A 15791-nucleotide genomic window follows, 5' to 3' on the forward strand; every position below is an offset into this window, starting at 1 on the left:
GTTGAGTTTGGCACTATTATATTTATCTTTAATTCTGTTATTAAATCGCTCCATGTCATAGGTAAAAATAAATGGTCGGCTAATTTATTGGTAGATACCCCTATTTAAGCTAATCATTATAGTCATTTCGTTTAGCACATAATTAGCTTTTTATTGATAATTAACTCCATTATTCCTATCCGTCGACCAAGTGATCTTGTCTTACATATCGATTAAGAAGATGAATAATATTCACACTCGATAATACGAGTGCAATAATGATTATCATTTATATAAATAATGGATAATTCAAGTAAAAGAACCCACTACGCAGGGAGAACACGAGGTGAATACTCAGCCCAGCAAATGGCATAGCCGCTGGGTTTAAGCGGCTGTTGTACAGCCGCTTGCCATGATGGGATCAGAATGCCACAGACCCTTGGACGAAGAAGGTGCGCGGTTCTCCCACATATTTCCCGGAGTTATTGTCGTTAGAACGCGTGAAATAGCGCTGATCAAACACGTTTTTCACCCCTGCGCCAATTGTCAAATTAGACCAAGCTGGTCCGAAATTATATTCAGCGCGGGTATTCCACACCATATATCCCGGAATGCGGCCAAACTGACCATCAGCACTTTCGGCAGTAATATACTGCGGACCTGCTCCTGGAGACTGCTGTTGAGATTGCGCATAACTATCCAAATTCCAGACCCAGTTACCCGTCTCATAACGCGTACCGACGGTATATACCTGACGTGAATAGAACGGCAAATCCTTACCGGCAAAATCACCGCTTTTGGTAGTGGCTTTGGTATAGGTGTAGCTGGAGTAAACACTCACCCCATTCAGCAGCGGGTTCACTTCGCTTAAGTCATAGCTAAACGCCAACTCCACACCTTCATGCGTTGTCGCACCCAAATTTGTCCAACCAATATCATTGCTGATGTATTGCAGTTGGTTATCAAAATCGATGTAGAACAACGTCAATTCACCGGTCATTACTGTGTCATCAAAACGGGTACCCACTTCATAGCTATGGGCTTTTTCCGCCGTCAGACCCGGCGCGGGCGCGTTACCATTGCCCCCTTTACTGAGTTGGAAATACTGCATGCTGCCGAAGGAGGTGTTGGCATTAGCAAACAACTTCCACTCATCGGACAGATGGTACATGACGTTCAGTGAAGGTAATGGCTCGCTGTATTGCTTTTCACGTCGAGTATTAGCAAAAGAATCATCCACATTGGTGCGTATATTTTCATAACGTAGACCCGGTGTGATAGTCCAGTCAGAGATATTGATTGCATCATCAATATACACAGCATGGGCTTCAGTACCGCCGGAGGTATGCTGATAATACTGTGGTGTAGCCGGCGTGGAGGTCACTGTTGCCGGATTATACCAAGGGGAGCGATAGGCTTTCTCATCCATGGTTTCATTCAGGTAGCGATACCCTACCGTCACCTCATGGGCGCTGCTACCCATTCTGAATAACTGTGAATAACTTGGCTCAATAGCATAGGTGGTGTAATTACGTGGATAAGCCACCATGCGTTTTTGGCCCTGATTAGCCCCAGTGCCTTCAGATTCAATGTTGCTACCACGGAAGCTTTTGGTGAAATACGTCAGTAACTCAAACTGCTTATCATCTTCCTGATGAGTATATTTGAATGACATATCACGACGACGTCCATCAAACTGATCATAAGGTCGGGTGGACTGGAAAGGATTCTCAGCGTATTGCGCGCGGGTCAACCCACCCGACATGCCGGCATGGGCTTCGTAATAGTGGAAGTTAGCTTGTAGCTCATCATGTTCAGTTAATTGATAGCGCGTTTTCAACATGAAATCATCAATATCAGTGTTGTCGTTATTGTCGCGATATCCCTGACCATGCAAACCAGAATAGAGTATTGCTGCACCAAAACCATTATCTGCGGTACCACCGAGTGAAGCACTGCTCAGGGTTTTTAACCCACCATGATTGGCACCTTGTGTCTGCGCACTGACTGCTCCACTGAAATCCTGTGGGATAGCTTTGGTATTAAAGTTAATGATTCCGCCCACATTTTGCGGCCCATAACGCACCGCGCCGCCGCCACGAATCACATCGACCGATTGCAGATTACCAATGGATAAAGGGGCCATCGAAAGTTGGGGTTGACCATAAGGGGCCACGGCCAGCGGGATGCCGTCCATCAGAATCGTCGAGCGAGGAGACAAACGAGAGGTTAACCCACGCACGCCGACATTCAGCGAGATATCACTCCCTCCCGTACCATTACTTTCGCGCACCTGTACCCCAGGAATACCACGAAGCGAATCCCCAATAGTCTGAGCGCCCTTTTCGTGAATACGTTGTTGGGTCACGATAGTACGAGCACCGGGGTGATTCAGAACAACAGTGCTGTTGTCGGTATTATCAAGCCAGTTGCCGACGACAGAAAGCTGGTCATTCTTATCTGTTTTAGGTTCGGCTGACTGAGCAGCAACGGGCTGGGAAGACTTCTCCGCGGCAACAGCAGGTAATGCCAGCATGACAGAAGCAGCCAGCAGGGACAGACGGGAAAACGTTAACATTTTGAGCCTATTGCGAAAGGAGGTATGTCTAATTGTTTTTTTGGAAACGCTAATCTTAATGATTACGCTTACCAAGTAAATCAATTTTGTCGCAGATAGGGAGATTATTTGCCGCCATCTTCAAAGGGCGGCAAATAATAATAACCATTAAAAATTAAATGGTTATAGGCCGTTACTGTGAATAATTAGAATGACGTTCTTATTCAATTTAGGGATGGGAAGTCACCCAAAACACCCCGGAATAATCAATCGCGGTATATTTTTTATGAATCATTTCCAAATCGGCCTGCGGATCCAGATCTGCAAATAATCCCGGGTGAAGAAACTTGGCAATCGCTTCCACCGCAACCACATTGAGCGGGCTGTCATAGAACTGATGATAGACCGCCATCACTTTCTTATCCTGCACCGATTTCAATACGCTAACGCCCGTACGCTCCATCAAATGTGCCAATTTTTTCTGTGTTGTCCCTGCATCCGTGTTGTAGCCCAAAGGTACAGCGACCGAACCTTTGTGACCGCGACTCCAGTCAGCCCCTGTCATCAAATAGAAATCAGGATTACTGACAATAAGTTGCTCGACGTTAATCTCTCCGCCCATTTCCGCAAACAGTTGGCTACCAATATTATTTCCGCCCGCTTCGGCAATAAATTGCCCAAAACTCCCCTTACCGAAAGTAGAACAACATTCCTCACCGGTCATCCCGGCATGGCGTTCAATGAAGACACTAGGACGCTGTTCCGGTTTCAGCGTTGCCACTCGTTGTCGAATTAAATCAAGGCGTTGCTGATAGAACCGCACAAAATCTTCAGCGTTCTTTTCTTCGCCAAACACTTTGCCGAGTAGCAGCATGCTGGGGACAGTATTGGTCAACGGTTGCTGGCGAAAATCAATAAACAGCACAGGAATACCGGACTTATCCAGTTGGGCTAATACACCACTGGCTTTAAGTTTTGCTAGCAATCCGGTATCAAAAATGATGAGGTCAGGCTGCAATGATACCGCTCGTTCGACGCTAAAATCCGTCACGTAGGGGTTATCAAACATAGGGATATCATTCACTTCCGGGAATTTTTTGGCATATGCCTCCACCAAGTCGGCGGCTTTCACTTTCAGTGAATTATCCCAAGCAATGATACTTTTAAGTGGGGTTTGCGGGTGAAGAATATTCAGTGCCATCAAAGCTCTGGCATCAGCCAATATCACGCGAGAAGCTGGCTGGGCTAATGTCACCTGCCGGCCAGCAACATCAGTCACCACAATAGGTGTGGCTAAAACAGAAAATGAGGCCGTTATCGTGAAAAGTATAGCGACGGATAATAAAAATCGGCTGACAGTATGACCTAGCATGAAATGTCCTTTGAAAAATAAAATGCTTTCCCCAACAGATTCCGAGTTGTCGCCTAGCGACAACTGAGCGAACTCAACAAGTTGAGATAACTCAATGAATTGGGCAAATAATGGCAGACAACAGCTCTGCATTTTAAAAAATGATGAGGAGAATGATAATCCATATCATTTCATAACTTGAATCATTCTCTGCGCTATGGCGATAAATTCTTTTTAATGGCATTTACCGGTGTTTTTCTCCATCACAGAATATTTTGTTGCTTTGCTAAACCGATTCTTCTACTTTTAGCAGCAAATAGAATTGATGAAAGTAGGGGTTTATCATGGAAAATACCATTTGGGTTTTAGGCGATGCAGTTATTGATCTTGTCCCTGAAAATTCAAATAGTTACCTAAAGTGTCCGGGCGGTGCGCCAGCCAATGTTGCTGTCGGTATTGCCAGACTTGGCGGGAAAAGTGCCTTTATTGGTCGGGTTGGGCAAGATAGCTTTGGCCACTTTATGCAGCAGGTGTTGCAGCAGGAAAATGTTGATACCCGCGCAATGAAGCTGGATCCACAGCATCATACTTCGACGGTGGTGGTTGATTTAGATGAGCACGGTGAACGCACTTTCACGTTCATGGTAACGCCAAGTGCTGATCTATTCCTACAACCTGATGATTTACCTGAATTTAAACCTAACCAGTGGTTACATTTGTGCTCTATCGCTTTAAGTCAGGAACCTTGCCGCAGTACCGCATTTGAGGCTATGCGTCGTATTAAAGCTGATGGGGGATGGGTCAGTTTTGACCCCAATATTCGTGCTGATATTTGGCGTCAACCACAGGAGTTACTCCCCTGCCTGCAACACGCATTGCAGTTGGCTGATGTAGTCAAGCTGTCTTTGGAGGAGTTGAATTTTATCTGCCCACAGCAGGATATCGCGACGGCTATGGAGCAACTCATGGCTGACTATTCTTGTAAATTACTGCTGGTCACATTAGGGGCTGAGGGGGTTTGGGTACATAACCGCCGTGGCCTGCAAAAATATCCGAGCAGGAAGATAACCCCGATAGACACCACCGGCGCGGGCGATGCTTTTGTTGCTGGGCTGCTGGCAGCGCTGGCACAAAAACCAGACTGGCATCTTAGCCCAGACCTTTCTGCCGTCATCAGCCAGGCACAGGCTTGTGGTGCTTTAGCCACGACTGCCAAAGGGGCTATGACCGCGTTGCCGAATGCGCAAGAACTGGCCTCATTCTTACAATGCAATCGCTAACCACTTAAAAAGTGACCGGATGCCGTCCTGAGTCAGCATCCGGCGTCCTCTTTAACTTGGTCAATTTTGCTAAACACCCTGTTTTGCCTGATATCTCCCCCTTTCACCACCTCATGTCACACGCCATATCACTCGATTTGCAGTCCAGATCACAATAGCTGAATCGGGTTAGCAAAATGTTTTGCTAATCCCCAAGGTTCACCCTTATGTTAGCCATGAAAAACCGGTTTAGCTGTTTAGCATAAATACAATCAATCACATACCGAGTGATATAAAAATGATGATAAAACCAAGCTATCTTGCTGTATCAATAGGACTTATCCTTTCTTGTGCAGCGACCTCCGCCTCAGCAGCCTCCTCTTCGGACAGGGATATCGAAGCCCGTCTTAATGCTTTAGAACAGCGACTACAACAAGCTGAACTTCGAGCAAAAAATGCAGAATTACGTGCCGAAATAGCAGAAAAACAAGCGCAAAAACTAGAAACTCGCACACTGGCGGCGGAAGAAAAAACCGTTCAAGTCGCTAAGCGTACCGAGAAATTAGAAAGCAAAACACAGAACGACAATGGTTTTGAGTTTCACGGCTATGCCCGTTCCGGTTTGCTGATGAACAGCTCCGGCACCGGTACACAAGGTGGCCCTTATGTTTCCCCAGCCGGTAGCACCGGTGGAGCCGTAGGCCGTTTAGGCAATGAACCCGATACTTATGTTGAAGTCAATTTAGAGAAAAAACAGACGCTGGATAATGGCGCGACCACTCGCTACAAAGTGATGCTGGCCGATGGCCAGCGTAGCTATAACGACTGGACAGCCGACAGCAGCGACCTCAATGTCCGTCAGGCTTTTGTCGAGTTGGGCACCTTGCCAACGTTCAACGGTATCTTCAAAGACAGTACCCTATGGGCAGGTAAACGTTTCGATCGCGATAACTTTGATATTCATTGGCTCGATTCTGATGTCGTCTTCCTCGCCGGCACCGGTGGCGGTATTTATGACATCAAGTGGACTGATAATCTGAAAAGCAACTTCTCGTTATATGGCCGTAATTATGGTGAGATTGAAAATGTTAACAGTGATATTCAAAGCTATATTTTCACCACTAATAACTATATTGCCGTAAATAATGGCGGTGGTAAGTTCCAGTGGATGCTGAGTGGTCTACGCGCCAAAGATAATGAAGCACGTCAGAATAGCGGCGAAACCGTCAATACTCATGCGGCGGATAAAGGTGTCCACAGCATGGTGGCCTACCACGGCGACAGCTTCTATGGGTTACGCGAAGGAACGTCGAAAACCGCGTTACTGTATGGTCATGGCTTAGGGGCCGAGGTGAAATCCATTGGTTCCGATGGCAATCTGACCAGCGGTGCCGATACTTGGCGTCTGGCCTCTTACGGTACTACGGCACTGAGCAAGAATTGGAGCCTGGCACCCGCTATTTTAGCCCAGCAAAGTAAAGATCGTTATGTTGCGGGCGATAGCTATAAATGGGTGACATTCAATGCCCGTCTGCTCCAAGAGATCACCGAAAACTTTGCACTGGCTTATGAGGGCAGTTACCAGTATATGAATCTGGACCCGCAAGGTTATAAGGATTATCACAAAGTCAGTGGCGGTTTTTATAAATTGACCTTTGCCCCAACCTTTAAAGCTGGAGATATCAGTAATTTCTTTAGTCGACCAGAAATACGTGTCTTTGCCACCTATATGGATTGGAGCCAAGACTTGGATAACTACGCCAAGGATGATGCCTTCGGTAAAAGCGATTTCGCAGCCGGTGGCCAGTGGAACTTCGGTATTCAAATGGAAACCTGGTTCTGATAATCCCCCGTCGTGTGCAGGGGGTTGGCTGCTGCGACGGGAAACCTAATTGACGACAATTTCGCGATAATATCCTGCGGCGTAGATAAACCACGGCACAGGACGCGGAATGATTATGCGAGGGATATAATGAATATTAATGAGACCGCAAAGGCTCTACTCCCGTTGCTCGGCGGTAAAGAAAATATTGTCAGTGCAGCCCATTGCGCTACCCGCCTGCGTTTAGTGCTGGCTGATGACACGTTGGTACAAAAATCGGCAGTAGAAAAACTTGAGGGAGTGAAGGGCTGCTTCAGTAATGCTGGGCAATTACAGATTATTTTCGGCACCGGGCTGGTGAATAAAGTTTATGCTGAATTTATCAAAGTCGCGGGCATCAATGAATCCAGTAAATCAGAAGCGGCTGATGCCGCAGCGCGGAAACTGAACCCATTCCAGCGCATTGCTCGCCTGTTATCCAACATTTTTGTTCCTATTATTCCAGCAATTGTAGCCTCTGGCCTGTTGATGGGCTTGCTCGGCATGGTGAAAACCTATGGCTGGGCCGACGCTAACAGCGCGCTATTTATTATGCTGGATATGTTCAGCTCCGCCGCCTTTATCATTTTGCCGATTTTGATTGGTTTCACCGCCGCTAAAGAATTTGGTGGCAACCCTTATCTGGGCGCAACACTGGGCGGCATTTTAACCCATCCGGCACTCACCAATGCTTGGGGAGTCGCTGGCGGGTTCCATACCATGAATTTCTTTGGTATGGAGGTGGCGATGATTGGCTATCAAGGCACGGTATTCCCAGTGCTGCTCGCGGTGTGGTTTATGAGCATACTGGAAAAGCGCCTGCGCAAAGTCATTCCAGATGCACTGGATTTGATCCTCACGCCGTTCCTCACCGTGATCATCACCGGCTTCGTTGCATTGCTGTTTATCGGCCCTGCTGGGCGAGTACTGGGGGATGGAATCTCACTCATACTCAGCACATTAATTACGCATGCCGGTTGGCTGGCCGGATTACTGTTCGGTGGGCTTTATTCGGTGATTGTCATAACCGGTATCCATCATAGTTTTCATGCTATCGAAGCAGGCTTACTGGGCAATCCGAATATCGGCGTTAACTTCCTGCTGCCGATTTGGTCAATGGCGAACGTTGCACAAGGCGGGGCTTGTCTGGCGGTCTATTTTAAAACTCGTGATGCCAAGATTAAGGCGATTGCGATCCCGTCGGCATTTTCTGCCATGCTGGGGATTACCGAAGCGGCTATTTTCGGGATTAACCTGCGCTTTATAAAACCGTTCTTGGCGGCGTTGGCAGGTGGGGCATTCGGTGGCGCATGGGTGGTAGCAAATCATGTCAATATGACGGCCGTTGGCTTAACCGGAATTCCGGGTATCGCCATTGTTCAGGGCAACTCTATTGTTAACTATCTGATTGGGTTGGTGATTGCCTTTGGCACCGCCTTCGTTATTTCTTTGCTCCTTAAATACAAAACGGACAGCGAATAATGCAAGAAGCCAGTTTACTTAAACATCTTACGCTGGCAGTGATGCGCGGTCAGATTCGCGCATCCCAAGACCCACATCGGCCAGACTGGCATCTGGCCCCCTGTGTCGGGCTGCTAAATGATCCCAATGGGTTTATTTATCATGCTGGCTTTTATCATCTGTTCTATCAATGGAACCCACTGGATTGCCGCCACGGCAGTAAATATTGGGGCCACTGGCGCAGCACTGATCTGGTGAATTGGGAACATCAACCCGTGGCTTTAGTGCCTAGTGAAACCTACGAAAGTCACGGTTGTTACTCTGGTTCTGCCGTCATTGCTGATGGCCTCATCACCCTGATTTACACTGGCAATGTGAAATATCCCGATGGCTCTCGTACCGCATTCCAATGTCTGGCACAGGAAAATGAGCGGGGAGAATTCGACAAACTGGGGCCTGTGCTCCCACTACCGGCGGGTTATACCGGCCATGTCCGCGACCCCAAAGTCTGGCAGCACGACGGCCTGTGGTACATGGTGCTAGGGGCGCAAGATAAGCAACTGCAAGGCAAAGTTTTACTACTACGTTCAGATGATTTGCATCAATGGCATAATTTAGGCGAGATTGCTGGCTCTGGCCTCGGTGGTCTTGGGCCTTTTGGTTATATGTGGGAGTGCCCGGACTTATTTAGGTTAGCTGAGCAGGATGTTTTGCTCTTCTGCCCACAAGGCATTCCGGCTGAAGCTGAACATTATCGTAATACTTTCCAAGCGGGCTATCTGCTCGGCAAATTGGATTATTCTCATGCAACGTTCAATCATCAAGATTTTCATGAACTGGATGCTGGTTTTGAATTCTATGCACCACAAACCACACTAGCCGCAGATGGTCGTCGTCTGCTATTCGGCTGGATGGGTATTCCAGATGAAGATGAGCTATATCAGCCAACCGTGGCCTATGGCTGGATCCACACCATGACCTGCCCGCGCGAGTTAAGTTTGCAAGGAGGCAAACTAACTCAGCAACCCGCTCGCGAATTAACCGCGCTGCGCCGCGAATATCGCCAGTGGCAAGGTCGCGCTCAAGATGCACCACATTTTTCCATCAGTAGCGCTGAAATGGTTATCGACGTGAACGCGCCCTTTGCTCTTGAATTAGGCAAAACGCTCATGCTGGAATGGGATGGCTCTCGCATAACGTTAAGCCGCAATAACCTGCGCACCGGGTTACGGGAGTTCCGCTACTGGCGTGGACAGTTGCAGCAATTACAATTACTTTGCGATCGTTGCAGCATAGAAATCTTTATTAATCAGGGGGAAGCCGTAATGACATCAAGTTACTTCCCACCAGAGCCGCCGCAGGCAATATTGACCGGAAATGCCGAACTGTGCCTGCAACACTGGTTGTTGTCTTCGCCCATGTTAGAATGAGTTATCTTTCAAGGCGACAGATTCACTCAGTGAAAAACAATAACCGGTGAAAAACAACAAACGTATTACCATCAACGATATTGCCAAGATGGCGGGTGTGTCGAAGTCGACCACCAGCCTGGTGCTCAATGGACGCAGCAAGGAATATCGTGTTTCAGATGAAACGCGGGATCGTATTATTGCCTTGGCAAGCGAACACAATTATCAACCCAGTTTCCACGCCCGTTCACTACGCTCAAGCCGCAGCCATACTATCGGGCTTGTGGTGCCGGAGATGACCAACCACGGTTTTGCCCTGATTTCTCGTGAGTTGGAAATGCTATGTCGTGAAGCAGGGTTACAGCTACTTATCGCCTGTACGGATGAAAATCCCGGACAGGAAATGATGGCCGTTAACAGTCTGGTGCAGCGTCAAGTCGATGGTCTGATTGTGGCCTCCAGCCAGCTCAATGACGGTGAATACCAAAAAATTAATGCTCGCTTGCCGGTCGTGCAAATGGACCGACTTATTGGTGATTCGGATTTGCCACTGGTGATCACTGATTCCGTGGCCTCTACCACTGCATTAGTTGAAAACGTAGCCCGCCAACATCCTGATGAATTTTACTTTCTCGGTGGCCAGCCTCGTATCTCCCCGACTCGTGATCGTTTAGCCGGTTTCCAGCAAGGCTTACAACAAGCGGGAGTTAAATGCCGCCCGGAATGGCTCTTGAATGGCCATTATCTGCCCAGTTCCGGCTATGAAATGATTGCCCAGCTTTGTGCGCAATTAGGCCGCCCACCCAAAGCGGTATTTACGGCGGCCTGCGGTTTATTGGAAGGTGTCCTGCGCTATCTTAACCAGCATCAATTAATGGACAGCGATATACATCTTTGCAGCTTTGATGATCACTATCTTTTTGATTGTTTGCCATTGAAAATTGACACTATCGCGCAGGATTGCCAAGGGCTGGCGCGGCATAGCTTTGAGATGATCACCGCCTTGATCGCCGAAACACCACTGGCACAAAATCGGCTGATTCTACCGGGGCAGATCCATTGGCGTCATCCGGGATCAAAGGCGCTAAATGAGTCATATTGAGCCGACGACGACACCGGCGCTAATCGGCTCATGGCAGCGTTGCCAAAAGCTGATGCAAGCCCAGCAATGGCGCAAGCCACACCGTGCCGTCGGGGCAACGTTCCAATCCATTTGTCAGCGAAAAAATGACTTGCTGGTGCTAGGCCAAGCGGCATTGGAAGATGCCTATGAATATATGGAATCACGCCACTGCGTGCTTTTAATTCTCGATGAAAGTGGTTGTACCCTGTGGCAATGCGGCCATCCGCAAACCATCAGCCAATTACGAGAGTTGGGGATTGATTGTGGTAGCTATTGGACCGAAGGACTAATGGGGACCAACGCCCCCGCGCTGGCCATTTCTGAAGGCCATCCGGTACAAGTCAGTGGACAGCAACATTTCAAGCAAGCACTGCATGCTTGGCGCTTTTGCGCCACCCCCGTTTATGACAACAGTGGCCGCCAACGCGCAGTGATTGTATTGGGCAGTTTACTGAACGATAACGCCGCCAGTGACTTGCCGCTGACGCTGGCGATTGCTCGTGAAATCGGTAATTACCTCCACGCCGACACTTTACTGGCCGAGACAAACCGTCATCTCAATGAACTTAATGCCCTGCTTGATGGGGTTGAAGATGGCGTAATGGCATGGGATCAACGTGGCTGTCTGCTGTATCTTAACCGCCGTGCAGCCGCAATTTTGCAACTTGATGAAACCAGCAGCCTCGGTAAGCCGGTCACTGACTTGCTCACCCTCCCCGCCTTGCTGACTCAGGCTATTTTGCATCGCAATCCCCTCAGCCATGTGGAAGTGACCTTTGAAAACCAACAGCAATTTATTCCCGCGCTGCTGACCCTTAAGCCCATTCCTGATGGCGATCGCTGCGGTTTTATTGCCTTGCTGCATCCACAAGAATTACTGCGCCAAATGGTCCACAATCAATTAGGGCGTGCCAGTTATACCTTTGACGATATGCCCGTCGCATCACTAGAAATGCGCCGTCTGGTACGTTATGGCAAACAAGCGGCGAAAGGCCGACATCCTATTTTATTGCACGGAGAAGAAGGCGTCGGCAAACAACAGCTAGGGCAGGCCATCCACAATGCCAGCAGCCGCGCAGATGGTCCGTATATTGTGTTGAATTGCCAAGCATTACCGCAAAATCTGATGACAAGGGAGTTTCTTGGCAGCGACGCCAGTGAAGGCGAATCCGGGCAACCCAGTAAATTTGAGCTAGCCAATGGCGGCACACTTTATCTGGAGCAGGTTGAATATTTGTCGCCAGAAATGCAGTCAGCACTGCTGCAAATCGTCAAAACCGGCATGGTGATGCGGGTGAACTCCAATCGGGTGATTCCGGTGGATGTTCGGATAATTACCGCCACCGGCGCGGACCTGCCATTGTTAGTAAAACAAGGGCGCTTTCGCCGCCAACTGTTCTATACCTTACAATCTTTTGAGCTGCATATCCCGCCCTTACGCCAACGCCAACAAGACATCCCGCTGCTGGTTCAGCATACACTGGCAAGTTTAGGACAACATTTTCACTGTCAGTATCAGCCCGATGACAGTGTTATCCGACAGTTATGTCAGTACCCTTGGCCGGGCAATGATCAAGAACTAAAAAGTGTGGTCGAGCGAGCTGCCATGGCGTGTCGTAACAATCGCATTAATCTCAATGATTTGCCGGAACATTTGTTAGGGGAAAAACTACTACTGGAACCGGATATGCCACAGCCCCAGCCGGTTCTATCACTGCAAGAATTAGAAAGACAGGCCATTATTCGTGCAGCCTTAGTGTGCCAAGGTCAGTTGAATGAAATGGCGGCCTTATTAGGAATAGGCCGCACAACATTATGGCGAAAAGTGAAACTCCACCGGCTGGATATCCATCAATTTAAAGGGGGCGAATCTCTGCCCGTGTAGCCTTAATTCACGGTCCAATCAGGAAAAATCATCGGCAAAGTGAAGGCTTTAAGCTGTTCAGCAGATAACTGACGACGCCCTGCATTCATTTCAGCGCCCGGCCCTGTACTGTTTGCTTCAAAGAAACGGGAATCTTGCGGATAAAACCAAATTTTCTCGCCTTGCTTATCTTTACCAGACATTTTATCCCAACCGTAAATATGATCATCCATCGTCGTATTGATAAATACAGCCTGACCGATTGCCGCCGGATCAGCATAACGCCCATCGTCAAAGGTGGTTGTTGGATGCCATGGCCGCCCTAAAGCAAAACTTTTGGCCGGTACACCCGGTTCTTTTGTCAAACGACTATTTATAAATATCAAACCGTAAGGTGACGTTTTTAATGTGCTGGGCGCGGTAATATAGCCATAGGGTGGCTCAATATCACTGCGGTCACGCGCCACAATATTACAGTTATCAAATACGGTAATACCTGAACCAAAAATAAAATCAACGTGACCACTGATTTCACAATCAGTGAAATAGCTCCGGCTACCTGTTTTGCTATAAAGCGTATCCTGATAACCCTCTAGCTTCACTTTTTTGAAACGTGCTTTATCACTATTTTCGGCTAATAATAATGCTACCGCTTGGGTATCTTTTAATTTCGTCGGATCGGTATCTGCTTTTTTCTTATTGGCAGGGAAGTCAAAGTCATTTCGAATAGTGAGATCTTCGGCAGTAAAGTTTGGCGCATTCACCAATACGGTACTGCTGCCTGACGTTCCCCATTTTTCACCTTGTGGGTTGAGCATGCCTGCGGCAGTGTTTGCGCCAATCACTGTGCCATCACGGGTTTCCCCCTTCAGTGTGATATGACTGCGTGTGATCTCCAACCTTTCAGTGTAAACCCCATCTTTAAGGAAAATAATAAACGGAGAATTATCTGCCGGGGCTGACTTTACCGCCGCATTAATCGAAGAAAACTCATTTCCCTGAGGAGCAGTAGACACGACAGCATTATATTGCGCACGGGCCTCACCTAATACCGCAAATGATACCAACCCCAACAATAGGGTTTTACTCATAAAATGAATCGGCATTTCATGATCCTTAAAGAGGAATACCGCCAGATTAAAATAACCTTGCGTTATTATTGACTTTAGGAAGATAATTTTAATATTAGAAATGCATAATCCATAAAATGAAACGCGGTTCCATTTACATGGATCACATTATTGAGAATAACCGAATACACAAGGAATAATTAATTTTTGACGAGAAATGTGCGCGAAATAAAATAATATAAATTAATATCCATTATTAATAAAATAACAAGATAACTGGAAAAATCAGATTTTAGCACCGTAGTGTCGTGGAATAGCATAGTTAAGCGTGATGTTCCGGCAGACAGCCGCTCTGAGCGAGCGCGGCTGTCTGCCGATGATCTGGATCACTGAAGCTTAAGCACTCCGACGGTTGTATCTAATATTGCAATTTGCCCATTGCGACTGCCATCAAGACACCCCTCCGCCCCGACTAGCATTGGGATATCCAACTCTTTTGCCAAAATAGCACTGTGGGACATGATATTCCCCTGACTTAAACAGATGCCTTTGACTTGTTGGTGATCAAGCCCAACCATCTGCGACGGGAATAACTCTTCAGCTACGAGTAAAATCTCACCACAGACTGAAAGTGGAACCGGGGGTAGCCCTGTTAAATGACCTAAGGTACGATTCAGAATATCGCGAATATCCAATTCCCGGACACGCAAATAATCATCATCCAGTGCCTGATAATCAGCCACCATTGCCATCAGTTCATCCTGCAATGCCGACTCTGCACAAATCAACTGCTGTGTTATCCGTGCTTTTATTGCCAAGTGAAGTTCTTCGTCATCAATTAGCATGGCATGCGCATTGAAAATAGCTGCGGCCTCAACGCTAATCTGCTGTTCTGCCTGCTGTGCCAACTGCTGTAAGTCAACGGTGGTTTGGGCCAAAGCCAAATCCAGACGCTGTTGCTGATCCACCACTTGTCCGGCGTGAAGCGTTTGCGGTAAAAAAACAGGTTTGGCAGGTAACCACTGCAACACAGGGGCATGAATCACACCGCGAGGAACCATCACACCAGTAAATCCATTATCACTGGTGGTGGTAACAGACTCCCCAAAATGCTGATGAGCCAGTTGCAGGAATGCATCCAGCGCCTCACCTGCTTGCGCACCACTGGCGAGCAAACGAATGGTATCGCCCTTACGGACTTGCAAAATAGCTAACTGGTTTAAGCTGCGTGGATTAACACATTGACCATTTTTTTCCAGCAGTAAATCTGCCGTGAAGGGGGCGAGCACTTCGACCAATTTAGCTGCAGGCCGCACATGCAGCCCATTAGGGTTGCGCACCACCCAACTGACACTCTGCGCGTCAGGCGCAACTTTAGCTGCTACAGCACTAGCGGCTGTGGGTATCGTGGTATCTTCACCTAATTGAGAAGCTTTTGCTGTCAGAGCACTCATCGCTTCAGCACACACCTCGGCCAGTGATGCCCCAGATGATGCAGCCACCACAGCGGCCAGAGTCCCTTCGACCAGCGGGGCGGCGCAGAGCCGCACATTTTGTGCCATCTCTGGGTCCAATAATTCCAGTGCGGTTTCTGCACTGAGCAGCGCACTCCCTAAGTCCATCAACACCAGCACACCTGATGGAGAATAAACCGACTCAATGGCCTCCATCACTTTAATGGCATCCGTGCCGATAGGATGATCTCGGTCGTCTACACCGGCGGCTATCGCCAACTGGCAGCCCCCCTGTGTCATTTGCTGTGCCAGTTCAGCCACACCCTGAGCCAGCAGCGCGCTATGAGAAACTACAACGAGATTGACCATCTTTCCTCCTGATAAACTTGTCGGTTGCGCCATA

Annotated in this window: 10 protein-coding genes; 6 read left to right on the forward strand and 4 right to left on the reverse strand. The window is 48.1% G+C overall.

What is annotated here, in order from left to right; genetic code table 11:
• Positions 1–400: 400 nt before the first annotated feature.
• Entirely contained in the window at positions 401–2557 is a 2157-nt protein-coding gene (locus tag ACIOG0_RS18690) for a TonB-dependent siderophore receptor (protein WP_128451355.1), read from the reverse strand.
• Between the two features lie 208 nt (positions 2558–2765).
• The gene (locus ACIOG0_RS18695) at positions 2766–3908 is read right to left on the reverse strand and encodes an ABC transporter substrate-binding protein (RefSeq protein ID WP_050140928.1); all 1143 of its coding nucleotides are present in this window, start codon (positions 3906–3908) and stop codon (positions 2766–2768) included.
• Between the two features lie 323 nt (positions 3909–4231).
• Between ACIOG0_RS18695 and ACIOG0_RS18700 the strand changes: the two genes are divergently transcribed.
• From ACIOG0_RS18700 to dhaR, 6 genes are all read left to right on the forward strand, one after another.
• Entirely contained in the window at positions 4232–5167 is a 936-nt protein-coding gene (locus ACIOG0_RS18700) for an aminoimidazole riboside kinase (RefSeq protein ID WP_050100030.1), read from the forward strand.
• 277 nt (positions 5168–5444) lie between these two features.
• Complete coding sequence (locus ACIOG0_RS18705; protein ID WP_128451354.1) at positions 5445–6989, forward strand: carbohydrate porin; 1545 nt, start codon at positions 5445–5447, stop codon at positions 6987–6989.
• A 129-nt stretch (positions 6990–7118) separates the two neighbouring features.
• On the forward strand, positions 7119–8489 hold the full coding sequence (locus ACIOG0_RS18710; protein ID WP_050100028.1) for a sucrose-specific PTS transporter subunit IIBC: 1371 nt from the start codon (positions 7119–7121) through the stop codon (positions 8487–8489).
• Positions 8489–9898, forward strand: a complete 1410-nt coding sequence (locus ACIOG0_RS18715; protein ID WP_128451353.1) for a sucrose-6-phosphate hydrolase — start codon at positions 8489–8491, stop codon at positions 9896–9898. Before ACIOG0_RS18710 ends, ACIOG0_RS18715 begins: the two co-directional genes overlap by 1 nt.
• A 46-nt stretch (positions 9899–9944) precedes the next feature.
• Positions 9945–10979: a substrate-binding domain-containing protein gene (locus tag ACIOG0_RS18720; RefSeq protein ID WP_128451352.1), complete on the forward strand. Its 1035-nt coding sequence runs from the start codon at positions 9945–9947 to the stop codon at positions 10977–10979.
• The gene (dhaR, locus tag ACIOG0_RS18725) at positions 10966–12885 is read left to right on the forward strand and encodes a dihydroxyacetone kinase operon transcriptional regulator DhaR (protein WP_050296343.1); all 1920 of its coding nucleotides are present in this window, start codon (positions 10966–10968) and stop codon (positions 12883–12885) included. The genes ACIOG0_RS18720 and dhaR overlap by 14 nt, the downstream gene beginning before the upstream one ends.
• 2 nt (positions 12886–12887) lie before the next feature.
• On the opposite strand, the gene ACIOG0_RS18730 is transcribed toward dhaR, so the two are convergent.
• Both ACIOG0_RS18730 and dhaM read right to left on the reverse strand, forming a co-directional pair.
• Positions 12888–13970 carry a pectinesterase family protein gene (locus ACIOG0_RS18730; RefSeq protein ID WP_050296342.1) on the reverse strand — a complete coding sequence of 361 codons (1083 nt, stop codon included), beginning with the start codon at positions 13968–13970 and terminating at the stop codon, positions 12888–12890.
• Between the two features lie 350 nt (positions 13971–14320).
• On the reverse strand, positions 14321–15757 hold the full coding sequence (dhaM, locus tag ACIOG0_RS18735) for a dihydroxyacetone kinase phosphoryl donor subunit DhaM (protein WP_050100018.1): 1437 nt from the start codon (positions 15755–15757) through the stop codon (positions 14321–14323).
• Positions 15758–15791: the final 34 nt, after the last annotated feature.

It is taken from the genome of Yersinia vastinensis (genome assembly GCF_044905075.1).
Lineage (GTDB): Bacteria > Pseudomonadota > Gammaproteobacteria > Enterobacterales > Enterobacteriaceae > Yersinia > Yersinia vastinensis.